This window comes from Variovorax sp. Soil_C_12 (assembly GCF_057657375.1).
Map to the genome: position 1 here is coordinate 297263 of NZ_JBDGIO010000004.1, position 14898 is coordinate 312160.

A 14898-nucleotide genomic window follows, 5' to 3' on the forward strand; every position below is an offset into this window, starting at 1 on the left:
GGATGTGTCTCTTCGTTCGTAAACGCAATGGGCTCAGAGCCCGAGGTAGGCGCGCCGCAGCTCGTCGCTCGCGAGCAGCGCCTGCGGCTCGCCGGAGAAGCGCACGCTGCCGTTCTCCAGCACATAGGCGCGATCCGCGATCTCCAGCGACTGGCCCACGTTCTGCTCGACCAGCAGCACCGCGAGGCCGTCGTCGCGCAGCTGGCGGATCAGGGAGAACATCTCTTCCACCAGCAGCGGCGACAGGCCCAGCGAGGGCTCGTCGAGGATCAGCAGCACCGGCTCGGCCATCAGGCCGCGGCCGATGGCGAGCATCTGCTGCTCGCCGCCGCTCATGGTCCCGGCCTGCTGGGCGAGGCGCTCCTTCAGGCGCGGGAAGATCGCGAACACGCGCTCGAGGTTGAGCGCGCGGCGCTCGCGGGCGCGGGTGAAGGAGCCGAGCTCCAGGTTCTCCAGCACGCTGAGGTTGGGGAACACCTTGCGCCCTTCGGGCACCTGGATCAGCCCGGCCTTCACCACCTCGCGGTAGTGCGCGCCGCTCAGGTCCTGCCCGTCGAAACGCACCGTGCCGCTCCAGGCCGGGCAAAGGCCGCAGACCATCTTGTTGAGCGTGGACTTGCCGGCGCCGTTGCTGCCGAGCAGCGCCACCATCTCGCCGGCGCGCACCTCGAGGTCGACGCCGCGCAGCACCTCGGTGCGGCCGTAGCCGCCGCGCAGGCTCTTGATGTCGAGGAGCGCGGTCATTGGAGTACCTTCGCCTTGGGAGCGCCCCTGCCACTCATGCCGCCACCTCCACCGGCGCGCTGGCCTTGCGCAGGCGCGCCGCCGTGCCATGGCCCAGGTAGGCCTCGACCACCTGCTCGTTCGAGGTGACCTGCTGCGGATTGCCTTCCGCGATCAGCCGCCCCTGCGCCAGCACCCACACGTGCTCGGCGAGATGCATCACGGCCTGCATGACGTGCTCGATCATCAGCACGGTCACGCCGCTGTCGGCGATGCCACGCACCACCGGCATCATCTCGGCGATCTCCTGCGGGTTGAGTCCGGCCAGCACCTCGTCCAGCAGCAGCAGGCGCGGCCGGGTGGCGAGCGCGCGCGCCAGCTCCAGGCGCTTGCGGCCGGCGACGGTGAGATCGGAGGCCGGCTTGTCCAGCTGCGGCGCCAGGCCAACCTGCTGCGCCACCTGCTCGGCCTGCGCCAGCGCAGCCGCGCGGCTGCGCTCGTGCAGGTGCGCACCGACCGCGATGTTCTCGCGCACCGTCTGGGCGGCGAAGGGCTTCACGATCTGGAAGGTGCGGGTCATGCCCAGCAGTGCGTTGCGATGCGGCTCGCGGCCGGTGATGTCCTGGCCGGCGAAGCGCACCGTGCCGCTGTCGGGCCTGAGGAAGCCCGACATCAGCGCGAACAGCGTGGTCTTGCCCGCGCCGTTGGGCCCGATCAGCGCGCACAAGCGGCCTTCGGGCACGGCCAGGCTCACGTCCTGCACCGCCTTCAGCCCGCCGAAGGAACGCGAGATGCCGGACAGCTGCAGCAGCGGCTCAGCCATGCCGGCCCCCTTTCCACAGCCGGCGTACCGACAGCCCCAGGCCGGCGATGCCGCGCGGCAGGAAGATCACGATCAGCACCAGCACCACGCCGTAGATCACCATGTTGATGCCCGGCAGCTCGCCGAACAGGTTGCGCGTGAGGTCGGCCAGCACGTGCAGCACCACCGCGCCCAGCACCGGCCCCCACAGCGTGCCCATGCCGCCCACGATGGCCGCGACCAGCGCCTCCACCGAGGTGGAGGCGCCATAGGCAATACCCGGATCGATGTACTGGAACACCTGCACGTAGAAGGCGCCGGCCGCGCCCATGAAGGCGCCCGACAGGCCGATGGCCGCGAGCTTGATGCGAAAGGGATTCACGCCCACCGCGCGCGCCGCGTCCTCGTTGTCGCGCACCGCCTGCAGGTAGGCGCCGAAGCGGCTGCGGCGCAGCCACCAGCTCAGGAGCAGCGCGGCGACCACGAAGCCCAGCACCAGCCACAGGTAGCCGCTGCGCGAGCCGAACTGCAGGTTGGCCGCGGACTCGCGCAGCGGCACCATCAGCCCGACGCCGCCGCCGGTGAAGGGCACCGACAGCGCGAGGATTCGGAAGACCTCCGCGAAGGCCAGCGTGACCAGCGCGAAGTAGGAGCCCTTGAGCCCATAGCGAAAGCTCAGGGCACCGACGAAGAGGCCCGCCAGCGCGGCGCCGAGGATGGCCAGCGCCAGCGCGGCCCAGGCATTGATGCCGCCTTGCAGCTGCGCGATGGCCTGGATGTAGGCCCCGGTCCCGAAGAAGAGCGCATGCCCGAAGGAGAACTGCCCGCCGAAGCCGCCGAGGATGTTCCAGGCCTGCGCCAGCAGGGTGGCGTAGAGCGCCATCATCACGAAATTGAGCACGGTGCCCGAGCGGGTGAGAAACGGCACGCAGGCCACCAGCACGGCGAACAGCGCGATCAGTGCGAGCTGGCGCCCGCCTTGCTTGCCGAGATCGCTCATTGGGCAACCTCCGCGCTGCGCGCTGCGGTGCTATTCGACTTGGGAGCGGCCCGGCGTCTCATGCCCGCGCCCCGAACATGCCCTCGGGCCGGAACAGGACCACGCCGATGAAGATCGCGAAGATGCCGATCTGCCCCAGCGACTCGCCGAGGTACAGCCCGCCCAGCGACTCCACCACGCCCACCAGCAGGCCACCGACCAGCGCGCCGACGAAGCTGCCCATGCCGCCCAGCACCACGATGGTGAAGGCCACCAGCACGAAGCCGCTGCCCACCTGCGGGTTCACGTAGTACGCCGGCAGCAGGAAGCAGGCCGCCGCGCCCAGGCAGGCCAGGCCGATGCCGAAGCTCATGGCATAGACATGGTCGACGTCGATGCCCATCAGCTTGGCGCCCTCCTTCTCCTTGGCCACCGCGCGGATGGCGCGGCCCAGGTCGGTGCGGCCCATGATCCAGAACAGCAGCGCCGACACCACCAGCGCGCCCGCGAAGGCCACCAGCTTCGGCACCGCAATCATCGCGGGACCGATCGCGACGGTGCTGAGCGAGTAGGCCGTGTCGATGTTGCGCGTGTCGGACTTGAAGAAGATCAGCGCCAGGTTTTCCATCACGATCGCGATGCCCAGCGTGGCCAGCAGGATGTTCTCGTCCTTGCCGTGGCCGGCACGGTTGATCACGATGCGCTGCAGGCCGTAGCCCAGCGCGAACATGCCGGGCACCACGACGGGCAGCGCGAGATAGGGATCGATGCCCAGACGCTCCTTGAGGAAGTACACCGCGTACAGCGCCAGCATCAGGCAGGCGCCGTGCGCGAAGTTGATGATGTGCAGCACACCGTAGATCAGCGTGAGGCCGAGCGCGATCAGCGCGTAGACGGCGCCGGTCGTGAGGCCGTTGAGCACGGAGGGGAAGAGGATGCCGAAGTCGAGCACGGTCGGGTTTCCGTATTACCCCCTCTCCCAGAGGGAGAGGGGACCAGACAAGGCGAGTCCCATCTTCATGCCTTCATCGGAAACACCGGCTCCACCTCGCGGTAGTCCCGCGGAATGATCACCTTGATGTCGTTCTTCACCACCTGCGTCATCAGCGGCTGCGCCCCCTCGTTCTGCCCGTTGACGAAGCGCGTCGGCCCGTACGGCATCATGTGATCGGAGAACTTGCTCTTCTCCAGCGCATCGATGAGCGCCGCGCGCTCCGCCGACTTCGCGCGCTCCAGCGCATCGGCCAGCAGCCACATCGCGGTGTAGGTCATGAACACCTCGTAGCTGAAGAACTGCCCCTTGGCCTCCACCCGCTTGCGCAGCTCGTGCGAGCGCTTGTCCTTCGGGTTGAACCAGTGGTTGCAGTCGATGATGCCGTTGGCCGCGTCCGGGAACTCCTTCACGAACTTGTAGCTCGAGGCCGCCCCGCCCAGCACCGAGAAGATGGCCTTGGGCGCCACCTTCTGCTGCTGCATGGTGCGCACCAGCAGCGCGTACTCGTTGTAGTAGTTGGCGGGGATCACGATGTCGGGGTTGACCGACTTCATGCGCAGCACGATGTTGTTGAAGTCGCGCGTCGGGTTGGCGTGCTTCACCACCTCCTTCACGTCGAAGCCGTAGCCCGGCAGCTCGCGCGACAGCAGCTGCGCGGTGCCGGCGCCGAACAGCGACTCCTCGTGGATGATCATCACCGTCTTGGCCGGGCTGCCCGCGGCCTTGTTGAGCACCAGGAGATTGGCCATCGCCACCTCGGTGGACTTCTTGTAGCCGGGGCCGAAGCGGAAGGTGTTCTTCAGGCCGCGCTCGACGATCTGGTCGGCCACGCCCACGTCCACCACGTGCGGCAGGTTGTACTTGGCCGCCGCCTGCGTGGTCGCCAGGCAGATCGCGGAGGCGTAGGCGCCGACGATGGCCGCGACGCCGGCCTCGTTCATCTTCTCGACCTCGGCGGTGCCGGCCTGCGGCTGCGACTGGGCGTCACCCAGCAGCGCCTCGATCTGCGCGCCGCCCAGCGACTTGATGCCGCCGGCCTTGTTGATGTCCTCGATGGCCAGCTGCGCGCCGAGCCGGCATTGCTGGCCCGAATAGGCGAGCGGCCCGGTCACCGGATGCAGCACGCCGACCTTGACGGTCTTCGGCTGCGCGCCGGCCACGAGCGGGAAGGCGACGGCGGAGGCCATCGCAGCGGACTGCGACATGAAACGGCGGCGATTCGGCATGGGGCTTTTCCTTCTGCTTAGTTGAATGGGGCGGACACGTCCTTGCTGACCCACACCTTGGCGTCGATGCTGCCCACGCGGGACAGCTGCATCTCATAGGCGTAGCGATCGGGCCGGTAGAAGCCGTGCAGCCACTGCACGGGCCGCTCGTCCTGGTCGTAGACCAGGCGGCGCACGGCCAGGAGGGCCGAGCCGACCGAGATTTCGAGATGCTCGGCCAGCACGTTGTCGGCCAGGCGCGCGGAAATGGTCTGGTGCGCGCGGCCGACCCTGACGCCGGCCTCCTCCAGCAGCACCAGGATCGGCTTCTTGGCGAGCTCGCGGCGGCCGAAGCGCCGCCCCACGTCGCCCGGCACGTAGGTGGTGATGTGCGACAGCGGCCCCTCGCGCGTCGAGCGCACGCGCACCGCCTTCTGCACCGCCTCGCCGAGCTGAAGCTGCAGCGCCTCGGCCACCTGGCTGGAGGCGCACACGGTCGCCACGTCGATCACCTTGACCGACGTGCGCAGGCCCATGGTGACCAGGTTCTCCAGCAGGCCGTGCAGGTTGGCACGGGTCTGGCTTTCTCCCTCGCGCGGCTCGGCCGCCGCGGCCGGCGGCAGCGGGCGGGTGCGGCGCCCGGGGTTGCGCGAGATCAGGCCTTCGGACGACAGCCGCTCCAGCGCGCGCCGCACCGTGACGCGCGCCACGCCGAACTGCTCCATCAGCGACAGCTCGCCCGGCACGCCGTCGGCGAAGCGCCCTTCCTCCAGCTGCTCGCGCAGCACCAGGTAGATCTGGTGGTACTTGGGCAAGGGCATCTGCGACATGGACGGGATCGTTGAACACTTCGAATGTTCTGTCAATGGGACATTTGGAGCCGCCATTCGACGAAACTCCCGCCGGCACCGCGCTTCCGCTAAGCTCGTTGGCGACAAGGAGTTGCGATCCATGATCAAAGTGCTGCTGGCGCCGGCCATGGCCCTCATCGTTCTTGCCTCGGGCTGCGCGAGCGGCCCGGGCACGGGCCCGCAGCCGCCCATTGCGCGGGCGACGCAGGCGACGCAGGCCGAGGACCTGGCCGACTTCGAGAAGGCCGGCCTGCTGGTCAAGCAGCGCAAGCCCGCGGAAGGCCTGCGGGTGCTCGACGGCCTGATCGGCCGCTTCGAGGCCCGCTACCGCGACAGCAAGGCGCGCATCTACAGCGCGCGCACGCGGGCCGAAAGCCTCCACTACATGGTCCAGGCGGCGAACGATCGCCAGAGCGCGATCGACGTCGGCCCGACCTGGAGCCATGCCGAGTACCTCAAGGGCTATGCGCTGGTGGAGCTCGAGCGCATCCCCGACGCGCGCCGCGCGCTCGAGCGCGCGATCGAGCTCGCGCCGGCCAACGCCCAGTTCCGCTCCGAGCTCGGCCACACCTACCAGATCGACAAGAGCTGGACGAAGGCGCTCGAAGTCTTCACCGAGGCCGAGCGCGCGACCGCGTTCTCCCTGGACGACGAGAAGGTCCGCCACCAGACCCGCGCCCTGCGCGGCCAGGGCTTCGCGCTGATCGAGATGGGCCGCCTGGAAGAGGCCGAGGCGCGCTACCGGCGCTGCCTTGCGCTCGATGCGAACGACCAGGTGGCACAGATGGAGCTACGGCTCATCGAGAGCCTGCGTGCGCGCGGCCGCATGACGCTGCCGGGACGGCCGACGCCGCTGTGAGACGCGAACGTGGCGGGCCCGGCCACGAAGCCGTCACTGCCAGTTCGGGTGCAATGAGCTGATGAGCTTGTTGCAGTCGCCGCGCGTGAGGACGGCGAGCGCATTCCTCTCGCGTGGGGTCAGGTTCCGCAGCACGAAGGAATCGGCCAGGTCCTCCGCCATGCGCGGCGAAAGGTAGCGTTGCGAGCGGGCGGCGGCGACCAGCGCGGCGCGGATCTCGGCGGGCGGCGCCGTCTTCTCGACGAATCCGCTGGCGCCCCACCGGATCGCCTCCCGCAGCATGTGCGGCGAATGCATGTCGCTGATCAGCACGACGCGCACTCCGGCCGCCATCATGCGGAGCAATTGCATGAATGCGCGCAGCCCCTGCGGACCGAGGGCCGGATCCACCAGCGCGATGCAGTCCCCGGCCTCCATGCAGCAGGCGAGCAATCGGTCCGTGGTGGGCGCCGAGCACCCGAAAGCGAGGCCCTCGGTGCCGCTCACGAGCGATTCGAGGCTGCACAGAAGCGCGGGCGAGGCGACGCCGATGATGACCGTCACTGCGCGGTCGGCCTCCGCCGCGTCTTCTTCGCCCGCAAGCGACGCAAAGAGAGCCGGACCCTGGAACGACACCCCGCCGCCCGGGATTTCGGCAGACCGATCGTTCATTGCATTGCTCCTGCGTTCTTCAGCTTTGCACGTGGCACGAGGCCTGCACGCTGGGCCACCCGTATTCGCGGCCCGTCAGTGCGCGCGCAAGAAGGTAATTGTTCAGCGCGCGTGCGCTCAAGCCGTCCATGTGCACCGTGCCGCTGGCATCGCAGGGAAACGACAGGGCGCGGCCCGTGCCGCTGAGAGAGGGAAAGCGCAGCTCGAAGGCGGACTGTGCAACGGATGAATCGGGGGCGGCGTGCATGGCGGTGTCGTCTTGGTTCATTGCAATGAAGCGGCTCCAGGAAACAAGGTCTTGCGCCTCACGCAGGATGGCGTTCGCGCAGAGCGGTCTCGATGCAGGCGAGGAGGTCTTCCGGACGGAAAGGCTTTGTGAGAAAGCAGGTCACGCCCGTCTCCAAGGCGCGCACGCACGCCTGTTCGTCGGAGTAGGCGGTGATCAGGATCGTGGGAATCGGGGTGCCGGAGGAGACCAGGTGGCTGCACAGCTCGAGCCCGGTCATCCCCGGCATGCGCATGTCGGCGACGAGGCACCGAATGGCGCACGTGCCCTTCGATTGCAGGAAGCTCTCGGCCGAGTCGAAGGTGGCGGAGGACAAGCCGGCGGAGTCGAGCAGGTCCTTCGTGGTCTCGCGAACCGACGCATCGTCGTCCACGATCGCTACGGTCGGTTGGTTGGGCATCTGGATTTTTTGGCGGGTCTTGAGCATTGGCGCAAGACTAGGCCGATCGCGCGCGCAAGGCCATTGCACATGCGTCGCGCGCTCTACGACTTTGGTTTAGACGGTTAGGGCTTCGGGGTGGAGAGACCCAGCGTGTCCGCAATGCGCACGAGCTGCGCCAGGGAGGTCGTCTGCATCTTGCGCATGATCTGCCCGCGGTGGACCTTGACGGTGGCCTCGCTGATGCCCAGCTCGGCCGCGATCTGCTTGTTCACACGGCCGGCACTCACCAGCGCCATGACTTCGCGCTCCCGCTGGGTGAGCGCGGCGTAGCGTTGCCGCAGCGCCGCAACGAGCGCCCTTTCGCGGCGCTGCGTGCGGTGCCGCTCGATCGCGGCATCGATCGCATCGAGCAGCTCCTGGTCGCGGAAGGGCTTGCTCAGGAACTCGACGGCGCCGGCCTTCATGGCGCGCACCGTCATCGGAATGTCGCCGTGCCCGGTGATGAAGATCACCGGCAGGTCGACGCCTGCCCGCGGGAGCTCTTCCTGGAAGCTCAAGCCGCTGGCGCCGGGCAGCCGCACGTCGAGCACCAGGCAGCCGGGCGCGTCCGGGCGCTGCGCCTGCATGAACTCCTGCGTCGAGGCGAAAACCCGCACGTCCATGCCGACGGAGGCGAGGAGATCCTGGAGGGCCTCGCGCATCGCCAGGTCGTCGTCGACCACGAAGACGACGGGCCGCTCGGTTGCCACTACGGCTCCCGTTGCCCGACCGGCAGCGAAAACTGGAACACGGCGCCGTGAGGCAGGTTCGGCTCGGTCCAGAGCTGGCCGCCGTGGGCCTCGATGATCGAGCGGCTGATCGAGAGCCCCATGCCGATGCCCTGCGCCTTGGAGGTATGGAAGGGCTCGAAGAGCTTGTCCGAGATGTCGGACGCGATGCCGGGGCCCGAGTCGCGCACCTCGGCACACACCCCACCCTCCGTTTCGCGCGCGCCGATGACCAGCTGTCGGGGGCGATCGCCGGGCGCGCTCATGGCCTCGATGGCATTGACGATCAGGTTGACCACCACCTGCTGGAGCTGCACCCTGTCGCCCCACACGGGCGGCAGGCCGTCGGCGAGCGTGGTCTCGAGCGCAATGTCGTTGCGGCGCATCTGGTCGCGCGTGAACGCAATCACGTCGAGGATGACCTGGTTGACGTCGACGCGGTCCCGCCGTGGCGGCTGGCGCATGACCAGGGCGCGGATGCGGTCGATGACCTCGCTCGCGCGCTTGCCGTCCCTGGCAATGCGTTCGAGCGAGCGCTGCGCCTTGTCGATCTCGGGCGGCTGGGCCGCGAGCCAGCGCGCGCACGACCCGGCGCTCGCGACCATGGCCCCCAGCGGCTGGTTGACCTCGTGCGCGATCGAGGCCGCGAGCACGCCGAGCGTGGTCACGCGGTTGACTCGCGCAAGCGCTGCCTGCGCCTCGCGCAGGGCTTCCGACGCGAGGACGTGGTGCGTGAGATCGCGCGTGATCACGAGCGCAGCCTCCGCATGCTCCGAGCCGAGCCGCAGCGGCGAGTAGGACACCGACAGGTAGATGCGCCCGAGTTCGGTCGTGGACCATTCCGCGAACGTGAACTGCTCCCCGGCAAAACAGCGGTCGAGGCTCGGCTTCACGGTGCGATAGAAGAAGTCGCTCCCGAGGACATCGGCGACATGCGTACCGACGATCGCCTCCGCCGGCGTCCTCCAAGTGCGCCCGTAGACCTCGTTGACCCTTTGATAGCGGTAATCCCGGCCGATCACGGCCACGCCATCGGAGGCGCTCTCGAACACCTGCCGCGTCAAATATTCGCTTTCGCGAAGGCTGCGGAAGATGAGAAGACTGGTGAGCGCGTCGGACAGCCGATGCCCGATCTCCTCGAACAGCCGCCTCTCCTGCGCCGTCCAGGTGCGAGGACGCGAGCACTGGTGCAGCCCGAAGAGGTAAGGCTGATCGACCATGGGGTACAGCGCCATGGCGAGCACGGATCGGATGCTGAAACGCTCCGCGAGCTGCGCCGACACCTGGAGCTCGCAGCCCGGACCGAAGGGCACGGCACCGCTCGCAGCGCGCGCCGTCCGGAACACCGCAGCAACCTCCGAATCGAGGGGCAGCTCGGCGCCGAGCTTGAATGCGCCGGGAAACTCGGGCCGCGTCTGTTCCATGACCGCGCGCCATGAGTGAGCCTGCGGATCGCACGGATAGGTGAGCCATGCCCGGTCGCAGGCAAAGATGTCGAGGACTGCATCGAGCACATCGCTCATCATCTTCTCGAGGTCGTTGGTCCCCTGCATGGCGCGGTTGACGCGGTTCATGCTTTCCAGGAACCCCAGGTGCGCGCGCAGCGCATCTTCGGCGCGCTTGCGCTCGGTGATGTCCCGCCCGACGCCGCGGTAGCCGGTGAAGTGCCCCGCCTCGTCGAACATCGGCAGCCCCGATACCGACACATGGCGTATGCCGCCGTCGGACGTCGCCCGGGCGAGCTCGAAGTCGCGGAACGGGACATGGGCATCGAGCGCTGCGCGGTGCCGGCGCCAGGCCTCCTCGTCCGGCTCCAGATAGGGCACTTCCCACCGCGTCTTGCCGATCTCCGAGCCCGCCGCCGGCGCGCGGTCGAACCGGGCGGAATACTCCTGCCGGGTGAAGCGATGCTCGGCGTCGCTCTCCCAGTACACGTCGAAAGAGAACTTCACCAGCGTGCGAAAGCGCTCCTCGCTCTCGCGCAACGCCTCCTCGGCGTGCTTGCGCTCGGTGATGTCCTCGCACGCCACGAGCAGCACCGGTCCGCTGCGCAGCACGACCGCGTTGGCCGACTCCCGGACCCACAGCAGCGTGCCGTCCTTGCGGACCTTGCGCGCCCTCCAGCGCATCACGCGCCCCGGGTGCCGGAAAGCCTCCTCGGCATTTCCCTGGACGAATTCCCGATCGGCTTCGTGGAACACGTTCAGCACCGGCTGGCCGATCAGCTGGCTCACGCGCCAACCCAGCTGCTCTGCGCCGACGGGATTCACCGACAAGATCGCGCCGGCCGCATCGATGATGAAGTACATCGTGGGATTCGCTTCGAAGGCAGCTCGCCATTGCTCCTCGAGATCCTGCCGGGCCTCCTCGGCCCGCTTCTGCTGGGTGATGTCGGTATTGGTCGCGAGGATCGCCACCGCTTCGCCCCGCTCGTCTCGCTGCAATGCCAGGCGGCTCGCCACGACCACCGGCGTTCCGTTTCGCCTGTGATGCACCAGCTCGCCTTCCCAGCGTCCGGTGCGCAGCACCTGCGATTCGATCTGCTCGAGCGGCACGGCGGAGACGGTCTTCAGCAGCTCGGGCGCGGACCGGCCGAGCGCCTCTTCGGCCGTCCATCCATACATTTCCTCGGCGCCGCGATTCCAGTAGGTGATCGATGCTGCCATGTCGCGCACGATCATGGCGTCGTGCGTGAGATTCAGCAGGTTGGCGTGCTCGCGCAGCAAGGCTTCGGCCCGCCGCTCGAAAGGCCGACACGGCGGGCGCGGCAGCGTTTCCTCATCATTACGTTTCGTCACGAGCGACTCCTAGGCGCCGCGGCATGTGAGCCGCAGCATGTCGCGCAGCGCCGGTAGTAGGGCCAGCTCCTCCTTGGGGATCGGCGATCGCCATTCTGAACGCCATCGTGGCTGCTGTCACGGCGCAGCGCAGCGAAATCCGCAAGTTGAAAGAGCGAGACTCCAGGCATTTCGCCGAAATGTTTATACACGTTGAAACGTTGCACGATCCTCTCTATACTGGTCGCTCGAACCACGAAAGGAACAGGGATGACCCCAGCGGTCAAGGTCGATCAAATAATCCAGGCATGGGGCAACGGCCTGGGCGTGCGCATCACCGCACCGATCGCGAAGGCGGCGCACTTTGCCCGTGGCCTGCCTATCACGGTCGAAGTGGTCGAGGAAGGCGTGCTTTTGCGCCCCGCAGGGCGACCACGCCTGACCCTGGCGCAGAAACTCAAGGCCTTCGATCCCAAGAAGCACGGCGGCGAAGCGATGGCGAGCCGACCCGTCGGCAGAGAAATTCTCTGATGGCCGCGAGTTGGATACCCGATCGGCGCGACCTCATCTGGATCAACCACGACCCCAAGGCAGGCAAGGAGATGCCTGGCGAGCATCCATTGCTGGTTCTTACCGTCAAGGCGTTCAACGAACGGACGGGCGTCGTCATCGGCCTGCCGATGACGCATTCCGAGATGAACGAGGACAACCCATTCGCCGTCAAGTTCCTCGGACCCAAGAAGGAAGCTTGCTACGTTCTCTGCCATCAGCCCAAGTCTTTCGACTGGCGTGCCCGGGGCGCGCGGGCGCATCCGTGGAAGCAGGTGCCGCCCGGCGTCTTCCGCTCGGCATGTGAAGAGCTGGCCTCGATTCTGGAGATCTGAAGAAGCTGAGAGCGAATCCGCCGCGCCGGATTCATCCGCAGCTTCCGAGTTCAAGCCGCAAAGCCATCCTTCAGCGCCTCCCTCAGCCACGCCACGAACACCGTCACCGCCCGCGGCACATGGCTGGCGTAGGGGCGCACGGCATAGAGCTGCCCCGCAAAGGCGCCCACCGGCGTCCACTGCGGCAGCACCTGCACCAGCTTGCCGGCCTGCAGCGCGGCCTGAGCGCTGAAGTCGGGCACCAGCGCGATGCCCAGCCCGGCCAGCGCCGCGTCGCGCAGGGCCTCGCTGTTGTTGGCGGCGAAGGGGCCGGCGACCGGGATGGTCACGCGCTCGGCCGCGCGGCGCCCGTTCGCCGATTCCAGCGTCCAGGCCGGCGTGTCCTGCGCGCGCGGGTAGTGCAGGCAGTCGTGCTGCGACAGTTCCTGCGGCGTCTGCGGCGCGGGGCGGCGGCGCAGGTAGGCCCGGCTCGCAACCAGCAACGAGCGCGTGGCGCAGAGCTGCCAGGCCACATGCGTATCGGGCACCGAGGCCGCATGCCGGATCGCGAGGTCGAAGCCTTCCACCGCCAGCGCGCTGAGGCGGTCCGACAGATCCAGCGCCAGCCGAACTTCCGGGTTGGCGCGCAGGAAATCCGCGACCCGCGGCACCAGCTGCTGGCGCGCGAAGGCCACCGGCGCCGTCACCCGCAGCAGGCCGCGCGGCACGCCGGCCAGGTCGCGCACGCCGGCAAAGCTGTGGGCGATCTGCTCGAAGGGCGCGCGCGTGTCGTCTACCAGCCGCTGGCCGGCCTCGGTCAGGCGCACGCTGCGGGTGGTGCGGCGCACCAGCGGGACCCCGGCCGCGCGCTCCAGCTCGGCAATGCGCTGGCTCATCGCGGCCTTGCTCACGCCCAGCCGGGCGGCCGATGCCGTGTAGCTGCCCTGCTGCGCCAGCACGGTCAACCAGTGGAGATGAGTCCAGAGCAGCTCGATATTTTTGGCATTCATGGGGTGGATTGTTCACGATAGCGAACAATCAGTTCAACCCTGCGGTCTTGGCACGAGGGGCCGCGCTTCCTAGACTCGCGGAACTTCCAGTACCGCAACAGGACCTCGCCATGACCAAGCAGCCTTCCGCCCCCACGCCCCTCGCGCACTTCATCGGCGGCCAGCGCGCCGGCGGCGCATCCGAGCGCGCGCAGGATGTCTTCAACCCCGCCACGGGCGCCGTCACCGGCCGCGTCGCGCTGGCCGGCCGCGCCGACGTGGATGCGGCCGTCGCCGCAGCCCGCGCCGCCTTCCCGGCCTGGGCCGACACGCCGCCGATCCGTCGCGCGCGGGTGATGTTCAAGTTCCTGGAGCTGCTCAACAAGCACCGCGACGAGCTGGCTCAGCTGATCACCGCCGAGCACGGCAAGGTCTTCACCGACGCGCAGGGCGAGGTGACGCGCGGCATCGACATCGTCGAGTTCGCCTGCGGCATCCCGCAGCTGCTCAAGGGCGACTACACCGAGCAGGTCTCCACCGGCATCGACAACTGGACACTGCGCCAGCCGCTGGGCGTGGTGGCGGGCATCACGCCCTTCAACTTCCCGGTGATGGTGCCGATGTGGATGTTCCCGGTCGCAATCGCGGCGGGCAACACCTTCATCCTCAAGCCCAGCCCGATCGACCCCAGCCCCTCGCTGCGCATCGCCGAGCTGCTGAAGGAAGCGGGCCTGCCCGACGGCGTGTTCAACGTGGTGCAGGGCGACAAGGAGGCGGTCGACGCGCTGCTGGAGCACCCGGATGTCAAGGCCATCAGCTTCGTCGGCTCCACCCCGATCGCCAACTACATCTACGAGACCGGCGCGCACCACGGCAAGCGGGTGCAGGCGCTGGGCGGCGCCAAGAACCACATGGTGGTCATGCCTGACGCCGACCTGGAGCAGGCGGTCGACGCGCTGATCGGCGCCGGCTACGGCTCGGCCGGCGAGCGCTGCATGGCGATCAGCGTGGCGGTGCTGGTGGGCGACGTGGCCGACAAGCTGGTGCCGATGCTGGCCGAGCGCGCCCGCACGCTGAAGGTGCGCAACGGCACGAACCTCGAGGCCGAGATGGGCCCGATCGTCACCCGCGCGGCGCACGAGCGCATCACCGGCTACATCGCGCAGGGCGAGAAGGAAGGCGCGAAGCTGGTCTTCGACGGCCGCCAGTTCGACACGGCGCAAGTCGGCGAGGGGTGCGACAACGGCTTCTGGATGGGCGGCACGCTGTTCGACCACGTGACGCCCGAGATGCGCATCTACAAGGAAGAGATCTTCGGCCCGGTGCTGTCCTGCGTGCGCGTGTCCGACCTCAAGGAAGCGGTGGACCTCATCAACGCCCACGAATTCGGCAACGGCGTGGCCTGCTTCACCCGCGACGGCAACGTGGCGCGCGAGTTCTCGCGGCGCATCGAGGTGGGCATGGTGGGCATCAACGTGCCGATCCCGGTGCCCATGGCCTGGCACGGCTTCGGGGGCTGGAAGCGCTCGCTCTTCGGCGACATGAACGCCTATGGGGAGGAAGGCGTGCGCTTCTACACGCGGCAGAAGTCGATCATGCAGCGCTGGCCGGAGAGCATCGGCAAGGGTGCCGAGTTCGCGATGCCGACGGCGAAGTAACGGTTTTGCTCCCTCCCCTTCCGGGGGAGGGCAGGGGTGGGGGCACGCGGCGGGGGATACCGTGCGGCGCTGGATGCGCCCGGCGCCCCCACCCTACCCCTCCCCCGGAAGG

16 protein-coding genes are annotated in these 14898 nt (G+C 68.4%); 4 read left to right on the plus strand and 12 right to left on the minus strand.

Features of this window, described 5'->3' with window-relative positions:
- Positions 1 to 33: 33 nt before the first annotated feature.
- From AC3A6X_RS13695 to AC3A6X_RS13720, 6 genes are all read right to left on the minus strand, one after another.
- The gene (locus tag AC3A6X_RS13695; RefSeq protein ID WP_487842683.1) at positions 34 to 744 is read right to left on the minus strand and encodes an ABC transporter ATP-binding protein; all 711 of its coding nucleotides are present in this window, start codon (positions 742 to 744) and stop codon (positions 34 to 36) included.
- Positions 745 to 778: 34 nt separating this feature from the next.
- Complete coding sequence (locus AC3A6X_RS13700) at positions 779 to 1546, minus strand: ABC transporter ATP-binding protein (protein WP_487842684.1); 768 nt, start codon at positions 1544 to 1546, stop codon at positions 779 to 781.
- Complete coding sequence (locus AC3A6X_RS13705; protein ID WP_487842685.1) at positions 1539 to 2525, minus strand: branched-chain amino acid ABC transporter permease; 987 nt, start codon at positions 2523 to 2525, stop codon at positions 1539 to 1541. Before AC3A6X_RS13705 ends, AC3A6X_RS13700 begins: the two co-directional genes overlap by 8 nt.
- 58 nt (positions 2526 to 2583) lie before the next feature.
- Positions 2584 to 3456 carry a branched-chain amino acid ABC transporter permease gene (locus AC3A6X_RS13710; protein ID WP_487842686.1) on the minus strand — a complete coding sequence of 291 codons (873 nt, stop codon included), beginning with the start codon at positions 3454 to 3456 and terminating at the stop codon, positions 2584 to 2586.
- Positions 3457 to 3521: 65 nt separating this feature from the next.
- Positions 3522 to 4724, minus strand: coding sequence for an ABC transporter substrate-binding protein (locus AC3A6X_RS13715; protein ID WP_487842687.1), 1203 nt, complete (start codon positions 4722 to 4724; stop codon positions 3522 to 3524).
- 17 nt (positions 4725 to 4741) lie between these two features.
- Positions 4742 to 5524, minus strand: a complete 783-nt coding sequence (locus AC3A6X_RS13720; RefSeq protein ID WP_487842876.1) for a GntR family transcriptional regulator — start codon at positions 5522 to 5524, stop codon at positions 4742 to 4744.
- 130 nt (positions 5525 to 5654) lie between these two features.
- Here AC3A6X_RS13720 and AC3A6X_RS13725 point away from each other — a divergent pair, with 130 nt between their 5' ends.
- Complete coding sequence (locus tag AC3A6X_RS13725; protein ID WP_487842688.1) at positions 5655 to 6413, plus strand: tetratricopeptide repeat protein; 759 nt, start codon at positions 5655 to 5657, stop codon at positions 6411 to 6413.
- Between the two features lie 33 nt (positions 6414 to 6446).
- On the opposite strand, the gene AC3A6X_RS13730 is transcribed toward AC3A6X_RS13725, so the two are convergent.
- The 5 genes from AC3A6X_RS13730 to AC3A6X_RS13750 all read right to left on the minus strand — a co-directional run bounded on the left by AC3A6X_RS13730 (position 6447) and on the right by AC3A6X_RS13750 (position 11297).
- Entirely contained in the window at positions 6447 to 7064 is a 618-nt protein-coding gene (locus tag AC3A6X_RS13730; protein WP_487842689.1) for a response regulator transcription factor, read from the minus strand.
- A 19-nt stretch (positions 7065 to 7083) separates the two neighbouring features.
- Positions 7084 to 7332, minus strand: a complete 249-nt coding sequence (locus AC3A6X_RS13735) for a hypothetical protein (protein ID WP_487842690.1) — start codon at positions 7330 to 7332, stop codon at positions 7084 to 7086.
- 37 nt (positions 7333 to 7369) lie between these two features.
- Positions 7370 to 7777, minus strand: a complete 408-nt coding sequence (locus tag AC3A6X_RS13740; RefSeq protein ID WP_487842691.1) for a response regulator transcription factor — start codon at positions 7775 to 7777, stop codon at positions 7370 to 7372.
- Positions 7778 to 7854: 77 nt separating this feature from the next.
- Positions 7855 to 8481: a response regulator transcription factor gene (locus AC3A6X_RS13745; protein WP_487842692.1), complete on the minus strand. Its 627-nt coding sequence runs from the start codon at positions 8479 to 8481 to the stop codon at positions 7855 to 7857.
- Positions 8481 to 11297, minus strand: a complete 2817-nt coding sequence (locus AC3A6X_RS13750) for a PAS domain S-box protein (RefSeq protein WP_487842693.1) — start codon at positions 11295 to 11297, stop codon at positions 8481 to 8483. The genes AC3A6X_RS13745 and AC3A6X_RS13750 overlap by 1 nt, the downstream gene beginning before the upstream one ends.
- Before the next feature lie 249 nt (positions 11298 to 11546).
- Here AC3A6X_RS13750 and AC3A6X_RS13755 point away from each other — a divergent pair, with 249 nt between their 5' ends.
- Positions 11547 to 11807: an AbrB/MazE/SpoVT family DNA-binding domain-containing protein gene (locus AC3A6X_RS13755; RefSeq protein WP_487842694.1), complete on the plus strand. Its 261-nt coding sequence runs from the start codon at positions 11547 to 11549 to the stop codon at positions 11805 to 11807.
- Positions 11807 to 12160 (plus strand): type II toxin-antitoxin system PemK/MazF family toxin, encoded by a 354-nt coding sequence (locus AC3A6X_RS13760; protein WP_487842695.1) that lies wholly within the window; start codon positions 11807 to 11809, stop codon positions 12158 to 12160. Before AC3A6X_RS13755 ends, AC3A6X_RS13760 begins: the two co-directional genes overlap by 1 nt.
- Positions 12161 to 12210: 50 nt before the next feature.
- Here the strand turns inward: AC3A6X_RS13760 and AC3A6X_RS13765 are convergent, their stop codons facing one another.
- Positions 12211 to 13149, minus strand: a complete 939-nt coding sequence (locus AC3A6X_RS13765; RefSeq protein WP_487842696.1) for a LysR family transcriptional regulator — start codon at positions 13147 to 13149, stop codon at positions 12211 to 12213.
- 110 nt (positions 13150 to 13259) lie between these two features.
- Between AC3A6X_RS13765 and AC3A6X_RS13770 the strand changes: the two genes are divergently transcribed.
- Positions 13260 to 14786 (plus strand): CoA-acylating methylmalonate-semialdehyde dehydrogenase, encoded by a 1527-nt coding sequence (locus tag AC3A6X_RS13770; RefSeq protein WP_487842697.1) that lies wholly within the window; start codon positions 13260 to 13262, stop codon positions 14784 to 14786.
- Positions 14787 to 14898 lie beyond the last annotated feature (112 nt).